16 protein-coding genes and 1 pseudogene are annotated in these 16,041 nt (G+C 70.2%); 12 read left to right on the forward strand and 5 right to left on the reverse strand.

Going from position 1 to position 16,041, the window contains the following annotated elements:
* Positions 1-35: 35 nt before the first annotated feature.
* From G6O68_RS18335 to G6O68_RS18345, 3 genes are all read right to left on the reverse strand, one after another.
* The gene (locus G6O68_RS18335; protein WP_165250088.1) at positions 36-323 is read right to left on the reverse strand and encodes a hypothetical protein; all 288 of its coding nucleotides are present in this window, start codon (positions 321-323) and stop codon (positions 36-38) included.
* A 30-nt stretch (positions 324-353) separates the two neighbouring features.
* Entirely contained in the window at positions 354-1,316 is a 963-nt protein-coding gene (locus G6O68_RS18340; RefSeq protein ID WP_165250089.1) for a hypothetical protein, read from the reverse strand.
* A 102-nt stretch (positions 1,317-1,418) separates the two neighbouring features.
* Positions 1,419-2,909 (reverse strand): DUF4832 domain-containing protein, encoded by a 1,491-nt coding sequence (locus tag G6O68_RS18345; RefSeq protein ID WP_165250090.1) that lies wholly within the window; start codon positions 2,907-2,909, stop codon positions 1,419-1,421.
* 294 nt (positions 2,910-3,203) lie between these two features.
* On the opposite strand from G6O68_RS18345, the gene G6O68_RS18350 reads away from it, so the two are divergent.
* The 3 genes from G6O68_RS18350 (at position 3,204) to G6O68_RS18360 (ending at position 6,739) form a co-directional block, all read left to right on the forward strand.
* Positions 3,204-4,469, forward strand: a complete 1,266-nt coding sequence (locus G6O68_RS18350; protein WP_390625386.1) for an MFS transporter — start codon at positions 3,204-3,206, stop codon at positions 4,467-4,469.
* Entirely contained in the window at positions 4,444-5,283 is an 840-nt protein-coding gene (locus G6O68_RS18355; protein WP_165250092.1) for a Cof-type HAD-IIB family hydrolase, read from the forward strand. The genes G6O68_RS18350 and G6O68_RS18355 overlap by 26 nt, the downstream gene beginning before the upstream one ends.
* A gap of 97 nt (positions 5,284-5,380) precedes the next feature.
* On the forward strand, positions 5,381-6,739 hold the full coding sequence (locus tag G6O68_RS18360) for an amidohydrolase family protein (RefSeq protein WP_165250093.1): 1,359 nt from the start codon (positions 5,381-5,383) through the stop codon (positions 6,737-6,739).
* A 25-nt stretch (positions 6,740-6,764) separates the two neighbouring features.
* Here G6O68_RS18360 and G6O68_RS18365 read toward each other — a convergent pair whose 3' ends face one another.
* On the reverse strand, positions 6,765-7,679 hold the full coding sequence (locus G6O68_RS18365; RefSeq protein ID WP_165250094.1) for a dihydrodipicolinate synthase family protein: 915 nt from the start codon (positions 7,677-7,679) through the stop codon (positions 6,765-6,767).
* A 203-nt stretch (positions 7,680-7,882) separates the two neighbouring features.
* Here G6O68_RS18365 and G6O68_RS18370 point away from each other — a divergent pair, with 203 nt between their 5' ends.
* From G6O68_RS18370 to G6O68_RS18380, 3 genes are read left to right on the forward strand one after another with little or no spacing between them, the layout of a single operon-like run.
* A complete protein-coding gene (locus G6O68_RS18370) occupies positions 7,883-9,460 on the forward strand; it encodes an ABC transporter substrate-binding protein (RefSeq protein ID WP_165250095.1) in 1,578 nt (525 codons plus the stop codon).
* A 46-nt stretch (positions 9,461-9,506) separates the two neighbouring features.
* The gene (locus tag G6O68_RS18375; RefSeq protein WP_165250096.1) at positions 9,507-10,088 is read left to right on the forward strand and encodes a hypothetical protein; all 582 of its coding nucleotides are present in this window, start codon (positions 9,507-9,509) and stop codon (positions 10,086-10,088) included.
* 53 nt (positions 10,089-10,141) lie between these two features.
* Complete coding sequence (locus tag G6O68_RS18380; protein ID WP_165250097.1) at positions 10,142-11,701, forward strand: alpha/beta hydrolase-fold protein; 1,560 nt, start codon at positions 10,142-10,144, stop codon at positions 11,699-11,701.
* A gap of 6 nt (positions 11,702-11,707) precedes the next feature.
* Here the strand turns inward: G6O68_RS18380 and G6O68_RS18385 are convergent, their stop codons facing one another.
* Positions 11,708-12,142 (reverse strand): VanZ family protein, encoded by a 435-nt coding sequence (locus tag G6O68_RS18385; RefSeq protein WP_165250098.1) that lies wholly within the window; start codon positions 12,140-12,142, stop codon positions 11,708-11,710.
* Positions 12,143-12,295: 153 nt separating this feature from the next.
* Here G6O68_RS18385 and G6O68_RS18390 point away from each other — a divergent pair, with 153 nt between their 5' ends.
* From G6O68_RS18390 to G6O68_RS32415, 6 genes and pseudogenes are all read left to right on the forward strand, one after another.
* The gene (locus G6O68_RS18390) at positions 12,296-13,171 is read left to right on the forward strand and encodes a hypothetical protein (protein WP_165250099.1); all 876 of its coding nucleotides are present in this window, start codon (positions 12,296-12,298) and stop codon (positions 13,169-13,171) included.
* Between the two features lie 22 nt (positions 13,172-13,193).
* Positions 13,194-14,402: an FG-GAP repeat domain-containing protein gene (locus G6O68_RS18395; protein ID WP_165250100.1), complete on the forward strand. Its 1,209-nt coding sequence runs from the start codon at positions 13,194-13,196 to the stop codon at positions 14,400-14,402.
* 184 nt (positions 14,403-14,586) lie between these two features.
* Positions 14,587-14,769 (forward strand): annotated as a pseudogene (locus tag G6O68_RS33600) (SLOG family protein); the annotation flags it as partial.
* Positions 14,770-14,888: 119 nt separating this feature from the next.
* A complete protein-coding gene (locus G6O68_RS32865; protein ID WP_240911383.1) occupies positions 14,889-15,041 on the forward strand; it encodes a hypothetical protein in 153 nt (50 codons plus the stop codon).
* Positions 15,042-15,249: 208 nt separating this feature from the next.
* Positions 15,250-15,780, forward strand: a complete 531-nt coding sequence (locus tag G6O68_RS18405) for a hypothetical protein (RefSeq protein ID WP_165250102.1) — start codon at positions 15,250-15,252, stop codon at positions 15,778-15,780.
* Between the two features lie 75 nt (positions 15,781-15,855).
* Positions 15,856-16,041, forward strand: a 186-nt coding sequence (locus tag G6O68_RS32415) for a hypothetical protein (protein WP_206108131.1), incomplete at its 3' end; no start/stop codon positions are given.

Consider the following 16,041-nt stretch of genomic DNA (forward strand, 5'->3'; position numbering starts at 1 on the left):
ACCCCCCGGGTCTTCTTCTCGGCCGGCCCAACGGCTCAGGGCTTCCGGGCGAGCGTCGCCCCGATCGCGTCCAGGGTCACCTCGGCGTCGCCGAGGCCGACGTCGGTGTACGAGATCGTGACGGAAACGTTGCCCTTCTGAAGGCTCGCGGCCCCGGCGGGCCCCTCAAACGCCGCCACCTGCTCCTTCCAGCCCTCGGATCTCAAATCAGCGTGGACCTCCTTCGCCGAGGCCATCCCCTTGCCGGCGTCGGCCTTGAAGGCGATCCGCCCCCCCTCGACCTTCACTTCGCGGACCCCGGCGGGAATCCGGACCCGGAGCACCGGTTTCGCGTTCGGCGGCACCGCCGCCGACTACGGCTTCGAGGCCGATGCCAGCATCGCCTCGACCTCCTCGGCCGACTGGTGCCGCAACCTCCCTCGAGAGAGGCCGTCGATGGTCTGGACCTCCAGGGACATCAACTCCCTCGCGGGATTTCGGAACCGGAGCGATTCGCCGAGACGCTCCTTCATCGGCGAGGCGGTGACGGGCTCCCATCCCTTCTTGCCGAGAGCCTCGCGATACAGGTCGAACACCTCCTTCGGCTCGCGAGGGACGTCGAAGGAGAGCTCCTTGGTCGAGTCGGCGTACTGGGCCCGGACGGCGTCCTCGGGGGCGGGGAGGTCGGCCGACATCAGCTCGGTCGAGTAGCCGAGCATCGTCTGGCCCCCCTGCGCCGGGGCCTCCGTCACCCTCGCTCCGAGCTTGACCGCGTTCCGCTTGTAGAAACGGACGTCGCCGGCCGACCCGTAAGGCTCCCATTCCTGTTCGCGGAGCCGCTTGTGCACCTCATCGGCCACAGCGGCGACCGTCCCGGGGGCGAGATAAGCGGGGCCGAGCGGCGTCTCGTAGAGGAGCTTCGAGCCGTCGGGGACGGGCAGCGACTTCCCCTCGACGTTCCCATGGTTGAGGATCGCGACAGAGGCCGTCCCCGGCCTGGACCCTTCGAAGGCCGAGACGGAGACCCGATAGCCTTCCTTCTCAAAGACACCGCTCGCCGCCTGGTCGCTGGCGTACCCCCCGGGGGCCTCGGCCCATCCGGCGTCCACCAGCGTCTTCTTCACGAAGGCGAACGCCTCCGTGACGCCGCTCGAGGTCTCGTAGGACAGCGCGGCCGGTCGACGCAGCTTCGGCGGTTCGACGCCTTTCGGGAGCGGGAACTTCGAGAGGTCCAGCACCGCCGCCGCCTTCTCGATCGTGGCCGGTTCCTCGGCCGACGACGGCCGGACGGCGACCAGGGCGAGGACGAGGGCGATCGAGATCGACAGGAGCTTCACGGGTTTATCCTTCGACGGAGAAGGGGAGTGGGGACGGCCCGCGCCGGCCGCCGCGTCATCGTGAACATAGGACGCGACGGCCGTTTCGTGACTGGCGGCGGGTCAGGGCGCGACGGGCGCCGTCAGGACGATCCGGCCGAGACGGTACCGGCGGGCGCCGTCGTCATCGGGCAGGGGGAGGGCCACGACCGGCGCGCCGTCGCGACGGCCGACCGACAGGAAGACCTCGTAGGCTCCGGGCTTCGTCGGGACGGTGAAGACGCCCAGGGGGTCGCGGTGGGGAAGCGCGACGACCACCTCGGAACGGACCTCGCGGACCGGAGCGGCGTCGGGGGCGCCCACTTCCAGCGAGCGCACGTCGAACGACTCATCGACGTTCACCGAGACGATCCCGCCCTTCTCATCCTTGAGGGTCAGCGCGACGAAGCCGCCGGGGAGGCACGGCGCGACTCCGGCGTTCGCCCAGGCCGTCTCCAGCGCGAACGGCGAGCCCAGGGGCGTCTCGCGTGGCCACGAGGCCTTGCGGAGCTGGATACGATAGCCGAGGCGGCGATTGATCCGATCGATGACCTCACGGTTCTCCTGCAATTCCTCGCGGGGCCACCAGTGGATGGACATGTAGCTCGCGTGATAGTCCTCGACGGACTTCGAAAGCAGCGAGCCGTCGCCCCAGGCGTTGCGGATCTTGGAGCTGCCGTAGTGCTCGTGCTCCAGGATGACCGGGAGTTCCGGCCAGAAGGCCTGGGCCATCTCGGCGTGGAACCAGGACTTCGGCGGCGGCTGGACCAGGATGCTGTCGTCGCGAAGCGTGACCCCCTTCGACCGGGCGTAGTCGGTCGACGGTTGATGCGCCCCCGGACGCTCCGGCCCGGCCACGTCGTCGCTGATCGCCAGCAAGGTCCGCTTGAAGTGCTTCGCGTGCAGGTCGACGTGGGCCTTCACCACCGCCAGGGTGCGTTCATCGTCGAGCTGGGCGCCGAACCCCGTGTGCCCCTCGCCCCACATGCCGAACGAGCCGACGTCGATGAAGGCCACGTCGGGATTGCCGTCGTACCGCGCGGCCATCGCGGCGAGGAAGGCGTCGAGCTTTTCCAGGAAGATCGGGTCCAGATAGTCCGGCTCCCAGAGCGGCCCGTCCTTCGAGGGGCCCACACCGAACGTGAAGTTCACCCCCTTCGCCCCCGCCGCCTGGACCCAGCGCGGGGTGGCGTCGCGCATCCAGCTCTCGGTCGAGGTCACCCGGATCGCGACCTTCTTCCCCTTGGCACCGAACCGCCGAGCGGGGGTGTCGAACAGCGTCCAGTTGTACCGGCCCTCCTGGGGCTCCAGGAACGACCATGGGACGCGCAGGTAGACCGTGGAGAGCCCGGGGAAATCGTCCAGAGTGTCCGAGGCTTCGAGCCTGGAGCCGTAGTTGGCGATGATGTTGGAGTAGAAGTGGAGCGTCCACCCCATGCCGGGATTCACCAGCGAGCGGCCGTCGTCGTCGGGCGTGACGACCACGCGGTCGGGAGCCTCCCCGGCGGCCGCTCCGCGAGCAGCGGCCGAGAGGGTCAAGGCCGAGAGGGTCACGATCGTCGTGAAACGACGCATGGGCGAGGCTCCTTCAGGGGAGGGACGCGCGGCCGGACGTTCCCGCTGGAGGCTCGGCGACGGCTCGCACGCGACGGAGGAGGCCGTCATCTTACCACCCGGAGACGACCGAGGAACCGGCTCGACGTTCGGCACGGACCACCCGTCGCCCGGCCTTCGGATCGAAAAGATCCGATGAAGATCGGCCGGGTCGGGTTGTGCGGGTGGACGAGCGGCGTAAAATAGAACATCTCGCCCGAAGATTCATCCCAACCACTCCCCGAAGGACCCAGGGAACCAGCCCACCCCACCCCCATGGATGTTTCGCCGGCCCGACCGCGGCTGAGGGTCTCTGCCACCTTCCTCGCCCCCCATGATCGCCCGATTCGACTCGCAGTCTTTGCGTTCTTCGCCCTCGACGGCATTGGCTTCGGGTCGTGGGCGGCGTACCTGCCGACGTACAAGGCTCGGCTCGGCCTGAGCGACGGCCAGCTCGGCGGAACCCTGTTCGCGCTCGTCGTGGGGAGCCTCCTGTCGATGCCGGCGACCGGCCGGGCCCTGGCCGGGCGGAGCAGCCGATCCGTGGTCCTGGCCGGCTCGGCGGCGTTCTGCCTGACGATCCCCATGGTCGCCTTCGCGGCCCACTCGCTCGGCAGCACGGCCCTGTTCACTCTGGCGGCCTTCCTCTTCGGGGCGACGAAGGGGGTGATCGACGTCTCGGCCAACGCCCATGCGATCGGGGTGGAGCGCTCCGGGAGCGTCGCGCTGCTGTCGACCTGCCACGGCGGCTGGAGCCTCGGCGTCCTCTGCGGGGCGAGTTCCGTGGCGATCGCCCTCAGGCTCGGTACGCCTCCGCCGCTGACCTCTCTCCTGATCGCCCTCGGCCTCCTCGGCCTGGTCGGGGCGGCGTCGAGGAGGCTGCCCGAGGTCGAGGCGGCGGGGCCGTCGCCCGGCCGTCCTGCTTCGGTCTGGCCCCGAGGCCGGCTGATCCCGCTCGCGGGCCTGGCGTTTCTGGGCCTCTTCTGCGAGGGGGCGATGGGGGACTGGGCCGCGATCTTCCTGGCCGACGAGGTCCGCGCGACGGCCTCGGCCGCGGCCCTGGGCTTCGCCGCGTACTCCCTGGTGATGATGTGCGGCCGCTTCGCCGGCGACCGCCTCGTCGAACGACTCGGACCGGCCGCACTGCTCGCCGCCAGCGGGCTGAGCGTGGCCCTCGGCCTGGGCCTGGCGCTGGCGACGCGGACGTACCCGGCGGCCGTGGCCGGGTTCGCGCTCGTGGGCCTCGGCGTCGCCAACATGGTCCCGATCCTCTTCCGCTCCGCCGGCCGCGGGCCCGACTCGGGCGCGGCCATCGCCTCCGTCTCGACCGTCGGCTACCTCGGCTTCCTGGTCGGCCCCCCGCTCATCGGGACGCTCAGCCAGGCGGCCGGCCTCTCGGCCGCGCTCGGCGTCGTGGTGCTCTTCGGCCTGACCATCGCCGCAGGAGCCCGGTTCGTCCATCCACCGACTTCCAACTCGCCCTCATCTCCAACGCTCCTGGAAGAAAGTCCTCCGCATGTCCAGCCTGAACCGAACATTTGAATTCGCACTCGCCGCCATCGACATCGACGAGACCCTGATCGGCCACGACAAGACGATCGGCCCGGAGAACCGCCGCGCCATCGCCCGGCTGCAATCGCTCGGGTGCCGCGTCGTGCTGGCCTCGGGCCGCCGCCACGCCAACATGCTCCCCTACTACGCCGAGCTGGGCCTCGACGACTTCGTGGTCTCCTCGCAGGGAGCCCGCGTCCAGCACGCCACGACCGGGGAGGTCCTCCACCGCGCCGAGATCACCCCGGAGCCCGCAGCACGGCTGGTCGCCGAGGGGCTGGAACGCGACTTCACCGTCCTGCTCTGGCTGGAGGACCGCGTCGTCGCCCAGGAGCGGACGCGCTGGATCGGCTCGTATGAGAGGCTCTGTGACGACCCGGTGGGGATCGTCGATCTGGCCTCCCTGGCTGGGCGATCGGCCGAGAAGGTCGTCTGGATCGCCGAGCCGGAGGTCGTGGCCAGAACGGCCGACGAAGTGCGGAAGCGTCTGGGCGATCGGACCCTCGTGACCATCACCGAGCCCTGGTCCCTGGAATTCAGCGCCCCCGACGCCAACAAGCGCGACGGCCTCGCGGCCCTCGCCCGGAAGCTGGGGATCCGCCGCGAGGCGGTCCTGGCGTTCGGCGACGGCAACAACGACGCGGAGATGCTGGCCTGGGCCGGCACGGGCGTCGCAATGCCCCACGCGCGGCCCTCCGCCCGCTCCGCCGCCCGGATCGTCGCCCCGGAGGGCGACCGGGAATCGGCCCTGGCCCGCGGGATCGAGGAGGCGCTGCGACGCGCCGAAGGCGTCAAGGTCGCCTGATGGACCGGCTCCTCGGCCCGGGTTAGGTTGGAACGGTCGGGCCGCGCACCGGCCCCGAGGCGATCGGAGAGGTCGCCAGGCCCTGGGAGTGGCATCCATGCCTTCGCATCGCCCGCCGATGATCGTCTGGTTCGCATCCCTTCCGCTGCTCGGCTGGACCGTCGCCGCGGCGACCGAGCCCGCCCCCGTCGCGATCACTCACGTCCGACTCATCGACGGCGGCGGAGGCCCCCCGGTCGACGACGCGGTGATCGTCGCGGCCGGAGGCAGGATCCTTGCAGCCGGCCCTTCCGGGACCGCGATCCCGGATGGAGCGACCGTCCGAGACCTGCGCGGGAAGACCGTGGTCCCCGGCCTCATCTCGCTGCACAGCCACGTCGGGCAGGTCCGGGGCGTGACCAACGGGGCGGCCAATTACACCCGCGAGACCATCGAGGCCGAGCTGCGGCGGTATCGCGACTACGGCGTGACGACGGTCACGGCGCTGGGGAACAACGGGCCGTTGTTCGAGACGATCCGGGCCGAGGCCCACGCCGGGACGCTCGACGGCGCCGACCTCTTCGGGGTCGTCCGGGGGATCGGCGTCCCGGATGGCGCGCCTCCTCAGGCGATGATCAAGGTCGGGCCGGATCAGCTCGACAGGCCGGCGGACGCCCCGGCCGCCCGCGCGGCGGTCGACGCGATGGCCGATCGGGGGACTGACCTCGTGAAGATCTGGCTCGACGACTTCGGCGGCGGCGTCCCCGCCAAGATGAGCCCTGAGGTCTACCGCGCCGTCATCGATCAGGCCCACGCCCGGGGCGTCCGGGTCGCCGCCCACATCCACGACCTGGCCGACGCGAAGGCGATCGTCGCCGCCGGGGCCGACCTCCTCGCCCACGGCGTCCGCGACCTGCCCGTCGACGCCGAGCTGATCGCGGCGATGAAGGATCGGGGCGTCGGCTATATCCCGACGCTGGCCCTGGACGATGCGAGCTTAGCCTGGGCCGAGCAGGCCCCTTGGACCCGGACGCCGTTCGCGAGGGCCGCACTCTCGCCCGAGCTGGCGCGACAGGTCGACGACCCGGCCTGGCGAGCCAGGGTCCTCGCCGACCCCGGGCTCGAAGGCTCACGATCGTCCTTGGCCAGGAATCTCCGCAATCTCAGGACGCTCTTCGACGCCGGCGTCCGGATCGGCTTCGGGACCGACAGCGGCGCCACGCCGCTCCGCGTCGGCGGCATCGCCGAGCACCGCGAACTCGCCCTGATGATCGAGGCCGGGCTGACCCCCCTCCAGGCCCTGGCCGTCGCCACGTCCGGCTCGGCCGAGCTGCTCGGCCTCGACGATCGCGGCCTCATCGAGCCCGGACGCCGCGCCGACCTGATCGTCCTCGACGCCGACCCGTCGATCGACATCGGGAACTCGACGACGATCCGCGAGGTCTGGGTGCAAGGCCGGACCTTCAGCCGGCCCTGACGTGCAACCCTGAGCGGGAAGTCGGCTACGCTCGGATCGAGTCGAAGAAGCCGAGCTGGTCGAGGCCCGCGTTGAGCCTCGCCACCTGCTCGGGGGTGAGGCGGACGGTCGGCAGGCGCGGAGGCCCCACGTCCACGCCGAGGAAGCCCATGACGGCCTTCGCCGCCGCCATGTAGCCGAAGCTCGAGAGCAGCTTGATGAGCCGCACCGCCCGCAACTGCTCCGCTCGGGCCTTCGCCAGGTCGCCCGCCTGGAACGCGGCGATCACGCGATGGTACAGGGGCGCGGCGAAGTTGTAGCTGCTCCCCACCGCCCCTTCGGCCCCCAGCGCCACCGCCGCGAGGAGCGCCTCGTCCACGCCCCAGAGCACGTCGAACCGGCCGCCGCCGGCCGCCAGGCACTCCTGAAAGGCCATGAGGTCGATGTTCGTGAACTTCAGGCCCGCGAGCGTCGGCAGCTTCGCGGGGGCCCGCTCCAGGAACTCGGGCATCGAGAGCTGCACGCCGGTCATCGAGGGGATGTCGTAGAAGTAGAAAGGGAGGTCGGGCGCCCCCCCGGCGACCGCGACGCAGCAGGCGACCAGGGCGTCCACGTCCTTCGGCTTGAAGTAGCAAGGCGCGAGCGCCGCCACGGCGACCGCCCCGATCGACTGGGCCTGGGCGGCCAGGGTCCGGGAATCGGCCAGGCTGTTCGAGCCGACGTGGACGACCACCCGGAGCGCCGAGCCCCGGGCGACCTCACACCAGCGTCCGGCCAGGAGGAGGCGTTCCTCGGTCGTGAGCGAGCTGCACTCGCCGGTGGTCCCGCCGATGAAGACCGTGTCGACGCCGTCGCGGGCCAGCCGATCGGCCTGGGCCTCGACGGCCGCGAGACGGAGATCCCCCTGAGCGTCGAAGGGGGTGTGGGTCGCGGCGACGAGGCCGCGAAGCTTGAAAGCCATGTGGGTCGATCCCCCGTTTGCACGTCCCGCCCGGGCCGATCGCGTGGGAGTTCCACGCGTCCCCCCATCGTAAACATACCCCTCACGCGGTACACCGGGTTTGACCCGCGACGACGCCCGCCAGTACGATGGAACTTTCCGCGGTCCGCCGGGCGCGGGCGAGTCGATCGCCGACGGCGGCGCGGCCTTCCTGGAGACGCCGGATGCGGTGGTCGGTCGCCTCGAATCTCGATCGCCCGAGGATCCTCGCCGGGGCTTTCATCCTCACCTGCCTTCTCATCGCGCCCACCGGGTGTTCCACCCCGGAATCCGAAGAGCCCGCCCCGGCGCCGAGCTTCCCGGGCGTCAAGCTGACCGTCGGGGCCGTCGGCGATCCGGCGATCCTGCCGGGGGTTTCCGCCCAGCGAGGCGAATGGATGGCCTCGCGGAAGGGTGAGGTCGTCGTTGCCTCCGACGCGGCGCGGACCGTCGCCGACGCCGACGACCTCGACGTCCTGGTCTTCCCGGGGACGGAACTCGGCGGGCTCGTGGATCGTGACCTCCTCGAAGAGATCCCGAACGACGTCGTCCTGCCGCCCGAGTCGGACGAAGGCGCGAGGAAGCCGACCGAGCCGGACGACGACGAGGCCGTCGAGGGCGACTTCAGGTACAACGACATCGCTCCGGCGTTCCGCGAGCAAGTGAGCAAGTACGGCACCCGGCGCTACGCCCTGCCCATCGGCGGCTCCGCGCTCGTGCTGGTCTACCGTCGCGACGCGTTCGCCTCCGACGCCAACGTCAAGGCGGCGAAGGAGGTCGGCCTGGCCCTGGAACCTCCCGCGACGTGGGCCCAGCTCGACGCCCTCGCGCGCTTCTTCCAGGGCCGTGACTGGAACGGCGACGGCTCGCCCGACTTCGGGATCTCCGCCGCGCTCGGGCCCGACCCCGAGGGCCTCGCCGACGCGACGTTCCTCGCCCGAGCCGCGAGCCTGGGCCAGCATCGCGACCACTACTCGTTCCTCTTCGACGCCGACGACCTCGCCCCTCGCCTGGAGACGCCCCCCTTCGTGGAGGCCCTGGGATCGCTCGCGGCCTGGAAGGCCGCCGGGCCTCCGGGCATCGAGTCGTTCGACGCCTCGGCCGCCCGCGCCGCCTTCCGGGAAGGGAAGACGGCGATGCTGATCGATCGGGCCGAGAAGGCCTCCGGCTGGTCCCAGGTTAAGAGTCTCGCGGTGGCCCCGCTGCCGGGGTCCGAGCGCGTGTACGAGCCTTCGCGTAAGGCCTGGGACGAATCCGGATCGATCAACCGGCCGACCTATCTGCCCCAGGGCGGCGGTTGGGTCGTGGCCGTTCGTCGCGGCCTGGATGAGGCCAGGCGCGAGGCGGCGTTCAATTTCGCGCTCTACCTCGCCGAGGCGGGCGTCGCCAACCGGATGCTCGCCGAGCGGGACTTCCCGATGCTCCCCGTCCGCGCCAGCCAGATGGGGCGGGGCCTGCCCGACCCGTCCTCGGCGCCCGACGTCGATCCCAGGAGCTGGTCGGGGGCCGTCTCTCGGACCCTCATGGCCGAGCGCGTCTTGCCGGGCCTGAGAATCCCCGACGCCGATGGGTACCTAGCCGACCTCTCCGGCGAACGTGCTGCGGCGATGTCCGGCAAGCCCGCCGAGGAGGCCCTTCGAGCGGCCTCGGCCGCCTGGTCCGCGAGGACCGCGAAGCACGGCCGGGCTCGCCAGCTCTGGCACTATCGCCGCAGCCTGAACACGCTGGCGACCCTGCCCGAGCCTCCCCCGCGAGGCGAATGATCCAAACCGGCCGCCCCGACCTCTCGGCCTCGCGAAACCGTCATTCATGAGCGACCACGGAGCCGATCCACCCGACGCCTCGCTCGCCACCTCGTCGGAGGACGGGTCGCTCCTCGTCTTCGACGTCCCGGCGTTCGCGCGCCGGGGCATGGATGTCGAGTTCCTTGTCCAGACGCTCCACGAGCGCTGCCGACGCCACCGCCGGTCGACCCTCGACATGGTCCACGTCCGACTCCGCCAGTGGGCGAAGGGGGCGACCGGCCCGGCCGACTGGCGCGACGCCTTTCGCGCCTCGATCGAGCCCCTCTGGGACCTCGTCGACGCCGAGCCTCCCGCATGGGCCGCCCGCCCGGCGTCGCCACGAAGCCGCAGGGCGGTCGCCCGCGACCTCGCGGCGAGCGTCGGGCGGTTCAACGAGCGCTGGGACGCCTTCGTCGCGAGGCTCGACCTGGCGCTGATCAACCGATCCATCGACGACTACAATCGCTTCTACTTGATTGAGAAGGAATGCGTGCTCGGCTCGGCGCGGCTGGCCTCCCTCCACTTCCGGCCGATCTCCGAGGTGACCCGCGAGGCGATCCTCGCCGACCATCCCAGGCTCCCCGTCCCTGAGCTCGTCGCCCGTTGATTGCGACGAAGGTTCGCCCAATCCCCGACCCTCAACCCGAGCGAGATTGGCCAATGATGCGTCCCCCGAACGTTCGCCGGAAAGACCCCGCCGTCCTCTCGCTTGCGCTCCTGGTCTGCGGTCCGGTCGCGGTCCTCGCGCAACAGGCCCCCGCGAACCAGGAGCGGCCCGCCGCCGCGACGAGCGAGGTCGCCCACGGGACGGTGTTCGAGATCGCCTACCCCGAGAAGGTCGCCGACGGCCGGACGATCACGGCGCGAGTCTACGTCATGCTCGCCGCCGAGGGCTCGCCGGGCGAGCCCCGCATGGGCCCGAACTGGTTCCGCCCCCAGCCGTTCTTCGGGCGGGACGTCCGCGACTGGAAGCCCGGCGAGACCATCCGGGTCGACGCGAAGGCCGACGGGTTCCCCGAGACCCTCGACAAGCTCGCGGCCGGCTCCTACCGCGCCCAGGCCGTCGTCAGGCTGAACCTGGACACGGCCAAGATCGGCGACGGCGCGGGAAACCTTTACGGCCCGATCGTCGCCTTCACGGCGCCCGGAAAAGCGGGCGAGCCCGTCAAGCTGGCCGTCGATCAGGTCGTCCCCCCGCGTGAGTTCAAGGAGACCGAGCGGATCAAGTACGCGGAACTGCCCAGCCCCATGCTGTCCGAGTTCCACGGCCGGCCGATCAAGCACCGCGCGGCGGTGATCCTGCCGAAGCGGCCCCGCGAGGGCAAGTCGCCCGCGATCTACATCATCACGGGCTTCGGCGGCGACCACCACTCGGCCCCGCGCTACGTCGACTCCCCCGGCATGCAGTTCGGCGACGACTTCACCCGCATGGTGCTCGACGCCGACTGCGGCACCGGCCATCACGTTTTCGCCGACAGCGCCAACAACGGCCCGCGCGGCCGGGCTCTCGTCGAGGAGTTCATCCCCTACCTCGAAAAGACGTACGACCTCATCCCCGATCCCCGCGCCCGGCTGCTCAACGGGCATTCATCGGGCGGGTGGAGCAGCCTCTGGCTCCAGGTGTCGCAGCCCGAATTCTTCGGCGGCGTCTGGTCCACCAGCCCCGACCCGGTCGACTTCCGCGACTTCCAGCAGATCGACCTGTACGCCCCCGGCGAGAACATGTTCCGCGACGGGAAGGGGGAGCGGCGGCCGATCGCCCGGATGGGGACGAAGCCGGTCCTGTTCTACGACAAGTTTTCTCAGATGGAAGACGTCATCGGCCTCGGGGGTCAGCTGGGCTCGTTCGAGGCCGTCTTCAGCCCCAAGGGCGCCGACGGCCTGCCGATCAAGCTCTGGGACCGTAAGACCGGCGTGATCGACCCCGCCGTCGCCAAGGCCTGGGAAGCGTACGACATCCGACTCGTCCTGGAGCGGAACTGGCCGGAGCTGGCGCCAAAGCTCGCCGGCAAGCTGCACGTCGTCACCGGTTCGCTCGACACCTTCTACCTGGAAGGCGCCGTGGAGAAGCTCAAGGCGGCCCTGGAGAAGCTCCAGAGCGACGCCGTGGTCGAGATCATCCCCGACAAGGACCACGGCAACATCCTCGACCGCTCGCTCACCAGCCGGATCGATCGCGAGATGAAGGCGGCCGTCGCCCCGGTCCTCGACCCGCGCTGACGCGGCTCAGGCCGGCTCGCGGCCGCCTCGGCGGGCCGCGAGCCGGCGCAAGCCCTCGGCCGCGACGAAACCGAGGCCCGCGCCGAGCGTGTTCAGGATCACGTCGTCGACGTCCGTGAACCGCCTCCCCGACTGGTACTGGAGCACCTCGATCGCCGAACTCAGCGCGGCCCCCGCGAGGACCGCGTGCCCGAGTCGAGGCCGTGGACGCTCCAGGACGACGAACGCCGCCCCCAGGGGCGTGAATACCAGGACATTGCCGATGATGTTCACCCAGAGCCCCCGCCCCCCCCGCGGGATGTCCCGCGCGATGCTCTGGAACGGCGTCAAGCTGAGGCGTTCGGAGACCGGTCGGTAGTGCGGATGCTTGTACGCCAAGGTCACGGCGAGCAGCACGAACAGATAGGCGACCAGGGCGGTGACGGTCAGCGATCGGATCACGGAGACGTTCCCTCGCGGCGAAGCAGGCGTTTCGATCGTCGATCGAAGTTCGTACGATGGAACCATGGTGCCGGACCGTCGCCCGGATCGCAATCGGACCTCCAGTCCGACGACCGCCGGGTAGCGCGGCCCGCAGGCCGGAGGAATGCGGCAATGCCCGTGCTCGATCGCGAGGAGTTCATCGAGCAGGCGTATTTCTTCCGCGCCTTCCGCGAGCGCCTGGCCGACGGCGTCCCGTCGCAGGACATCCTCCAGCGCGTGGGCGAGGAGCTGCTCTCGACCACCAAGCTGCCGATGGCCGTCGGCTTCCTCGCCACGGAGAGCCGGGTCACGGGGCTCATGGCCCCCGCCATGCGGCACCTTGGCCACTACTTCACCCCGTTCCAGGCCCACGTCGTCGCGCAGGCCGAGGCCGACCTCAGCCGGTTCCCGATGGAGCAGGCCCTCGTGATCCTCGAACGCGAGGTCGAATACAAGGCCAAGGGGGCTTCGCTCGCGGGGCTGTTCATCTTCCAGTTCGAGTCCCTGTCGCGGAACCGGCTCGGTTACGCCAAGGGCCTGGCCGCGATGGCCGACGACCCGATGTACGACGAGGACTGGCGGGATTACATCGCGACCCTCCAGACGCGGCTCGGGGACGTCGATTTCGCCGACCTCATCTTCGTCCGGTCGGCGTTCTTCGTGAACGAGCGGCGGAAGCTCAACCCGGATTTCATCCCCAAGTACCCGCCCCTCTTCGGTGAGAAGGAAGGGAAGATCGCGCGGGCCAACCGGGGCCGGGACCCGCTGTACCTCTTCTCGGCCCTCCAGCGCCAGCTCGGCTATCCCGAGGTGCCCCGGCCCCGACGCCCGGACGGCCTGGAGGATCGCATCATCCAGCTCGAACAGCGGATCGCGCAGCTGGAGAGCCGCCTGAAGTCCGTCGAGAGCGACGGCAACCCGACGATCGACGTTGGAGACGTTCTCGTGAAGCCCGAGGACACGGCCGGCATCCCCAGCGGATGGGCCGCGAAACGGCTCGGACCCTGATCCCGAACTAGGGCGACCCCTCGTGAATGCGACCGCGAAATCCCTGGCGTTCTTGATCCTCGCGACCCTGGGCCGAGCGGCCGCCGCCCCGCCCGAGGAGGCTCCGGCACCCCTCGTCTTCGAGAGGATCGTCCTCGACGCCGAGTTCCCGGGCGCGTATCAGGTGGAGGTCGCCGACGTTGACGGCGACAGCCGGCCCGACGTCGTCGCCCTGGGAGGCGACGTCTGCGCCTGGTATCAGAACCCGACCTGGAAAAAACGGATCATCACCTCGAAGGCCGACGCTCCGGGCGTCATCAGCAGCGCGACGGCCGACCTCGACGGCGACGGCAAGGCCGAGGTCGCCATCGCCTACGAGTTCGCCATGAACGAGCCGAGGCGCGGCAAGCTGCTACTGGCCAGGGCCGGAGCCGACGTCGAAGCACCCTGGTCGCTCACGAAGATCGACGAGGTCGGCAGCATCCACCGGCTCCGCTGGGGCGACCTCGACGGCGACGGCCGCCGAGACCTCCTCGTGGCGCCGATCTTCGGCCCCGAGGCCGCTCCGCCGGCCTACGACGATCCGGCCCGGCCGTTCGCCTACATCTCGGTCGACGTCCAGGACCCCTCCCGCTGGCGCAAGCTCCCGCTGACGAGCCGACGCGTCGTCCACGCGATCGAGTTCCTGCCGTCGTTCGGGACCGAGCCACGTCCCGTGCTCCTCGCGGCCGACAATTCGGGCGTCACCCTGATCGGCCCGGTCGCGCCAGGCGGCGCGCCCCCCGCGCGGGATCTGGTCCCCGGCGCCGAGGGCGAGGCCCCCCGGCGAGGCTCTAGCGAGATCCACCGCGGGCGATCCCGCGACGGCGCGGAGTTCCTCGCGACGATCGAGCCCTGGCACGGTTCCGACGTCGTCGTCTGGCCCCGAGCCGACGGGACCGATCTCGCGTACGGCCCCCGCGTGGTCCTCGACGACACCCTCGCCGACGGCCACGCCCTGTGGGTCGTCGACCTCGACGGCGACGGCCAGGACGAGGTGCTCTCCGGACATCGGGGCGAGGATCACGGGGTCCGCCTCTTCCGCCACGACGCCGGTTCGAACGCCTGGCGGCGCACGATCCTCGACCGCGAGATCGCGGCGCAGGACCTTCGCGGCGGCGACCTCGACGGCGACGGCCGACCCGACGTCGTCGCCGTGGGCGGGGCCACGCACAACGTCGTCTGGTATAGAAATGCGACCGCACGGCGATGACTGATTCGCCGATCCCTCGACGGTCGAACGACTTGCGTGATTCGACGCGGATCTGGATCGTCATGATATTCGGCAATTTGGACATCAAACCGGGCGGTCCGGCGGGGGTTTGGCGACGGATTTAGTGACAGGCCGATCCGCAACTATCTGGCCGTCCGTCCACCGCCCGGATCTAAGCCCCTCCATGCGCGTCCTCATCACCGGAGATCGGGCCTGGTACGATCCCGAGTTGGCCGAGTCGGCCCTCGGGCGGCTCATCGCCCGGCACGGGGCCGGGTTCACGATCGTGCACGGCGGGGCCACCGGGATCGACAAGAGCTTCGCCGAGGCGTGCGGCGAGCTGGGGATCGAGCAGGAGTTCCACTCGGCGCGCTGGCGGGAGCCGGACGCCCCAGGGACGTTGATCCGCCAGGACAATAACGGCCGCCAGTACGTCGCCAACGCCGGGCCGCTCCGGAACGCCGAAATGGTCGCCGGGGCGCGGTCATGTGCCTCGCCTTCCAGCGCGACCTGGCCGCGTCGAAGGGGACGAAGGACTGCGTGCGGCGGGCGATCGCCACGGGGATCCCGACGTACCTGGTCGAGGACGATCGGGCCGAGCCGGTGAGGGTGCGGCCGGGGGATCGAAGGCTGGGGTGACTATTGGAGGACGGCCCTGACGGACCAAGAAGGCGGATCCGACCCTCGCCCCTCGCTGCCCCCTCCCTTGTCCGGGGAGGAGACGATCGCCACCTGCCTGGTCATCCACGATCAGGTCATGTACGCCTCGAGGCTCTACGCAGTCTCGATCCAGCTGTTCCACGATCGCTCAAAGGGCGACCTCTGGAACGAGCTGGCCCCGTGCAGCATGGGGCTGGTCCAGAGGACAGTGTCCCATGCGATCGTCATGACGATCTGCCGGAACACCGACCCGGCCGAGACCGGGAAGGGCAAGGGGGCTCGAGAGAATTGCGCCTTCGAACGGTTGGCGGACCTGGTCGACGAAGAATGGAGGCTGGGACTGGCCCGGTCGATCAGGAACGCGATCGGTGCGTGCAAGTTTGAGCTGGCAGCCATCCGACCACTCCGAAGCAAGTACCTGGCCCATCTCGACCATGGCGTGAACGTTCGAGAGCCTACCGTAAATGAGGTTGAAGGATACCAATCGCATAGGGTCATCAGATTGCTCTCGCTGACGATCGTGGAGGTCCGCGACGCCTACGGCCCTGATCCGATCGTGCCGCCTTCTCGCCGTCGAGATGGGATGGAGTTCGCGGGCCTCGACCAGATGCCCGACGGCGGGCTCGAACGACTCGTCTCGCTGCTTCAAGACGTCCGCGAGGGCCGGCCGTTCGCGTGGCCCGAGCCGTTCCGTCTCGACGATAAGGAGCCGAAGTAGGTCGCCACCCCGGGGCGTCCAACTCGATCCCCCTCCGAAACCTTCCCGCGAACGACGAACTAGACCGAGGGGACCGTGTCCGACCCAAGACGGCAGAAGATTGAACTTGAACTTGAACTGGAACAGGCCCGCAATTTCCTCGGCGGGGCTGGGAGCCCTCACGTCAGTGTCGAGCCCGGAAGCGATCCGCCCGACGTCGTCGTGCATCGCGAGGGGTCACCGCCTATCGCCGTCGAGGTGACCGAGTACCATCGCGGCAAG

Origin of the sequence: Paludisphaera soli (assembly GCF_011064595.1) — a bacterium.
Classification (GTDB): domain Bacteria; phylum Planctomycetota; class Planctomycetia; order Isosphaerales; family Isosphaeraceae; genus Paludisphaera; species Paludisphaera soli.

What these genes read in the sequence shown, in the direction of transcription:
- G6O68_RS18345 (WP_165250090.1), bottom strand. Translation starts at nt 2,909, where the DNA reads ATGCGTCGTTTCACGACGATCGTGACCCTCTCGGCCTTGACCCTCTCG.
- G6O68_RS18375 (WP_165250096.1), top strand. Translation starts at nt 9,507, where the DNA reads ATGAGCGACCACGGAGCCGATCCACCCGACGCCTCGCTCGCCACCTCG.
- G6O68_RS18370 (WP_165250095.1), top strand. Translation starts at nt 7,883, where the DNA reads ATGCGGTGGTCGGTCGCCTCGAATCTCGATCGCCCGAGGATCCTCGCC.
- G6O68_RS18390 (WP_165250099.1), top strand. Translation starts at nt 12,296, where the DNA reads ATGCCCGTGCTCGATCGCGAGGAGTTCATCGAGCAGGCGTATTTCTTC.
- G6O68_RS18405 (WP_165250102.1), top strand. Translation starts at nt 15,250, where the DNA reads ATGGGGCTGGTCCAGAGGACAGTGTCCCATGCGATCGTCATGACGATC.
- G6O68_RS18360 (WP_165250093.1), top strand. Translation starts at nt 5,381, where the DNA reads ATGCCTTCGCATCGCCCGCCGATGATCGTCTGGTTCGCATCCCTTCCG.
- G6O68_RS32865 (WP_240911383.1), top strand. Translation starts at nt 14,889, where the DNA reads ATGTGCCTCGCCTTCCAGCGCGACCTGGCCGCGTCGAAGGGGACGAAG.
- G6O68_RS18355 (WP_165250092.1), top strand. Translation starts at nt 4,444, where the DNA reads ATGTCCAGCCTGAACCGAACATTTGAATTCGCACTCGCCGCCATCGAC.
- G6O68_RS18380 (WP_165250097.1), top strand. Translation starts at nt 10,142, where the DNA reads ATGATGCGTCCCCCGAACGTTCGCCGGAAAGACCCCGCCGTCCTCTCG.
- G6O68_RS18350 (WP_390625386.1), top strand. Translation starts at nt 3,204, where the DNA reads ATGGATGTTTCGCCGGCCCGACCGCGGCTGAGGGTCTCTGCCACCTTC.
- G6O68_RS18365 (WP_165250094.1), bottom strand. Translation starts at nt 7,679, where the DNA reads ATGGCTTTCAAGCTTCGCGGCCTCGTCGCCGCGACCCACACCCCCTTC.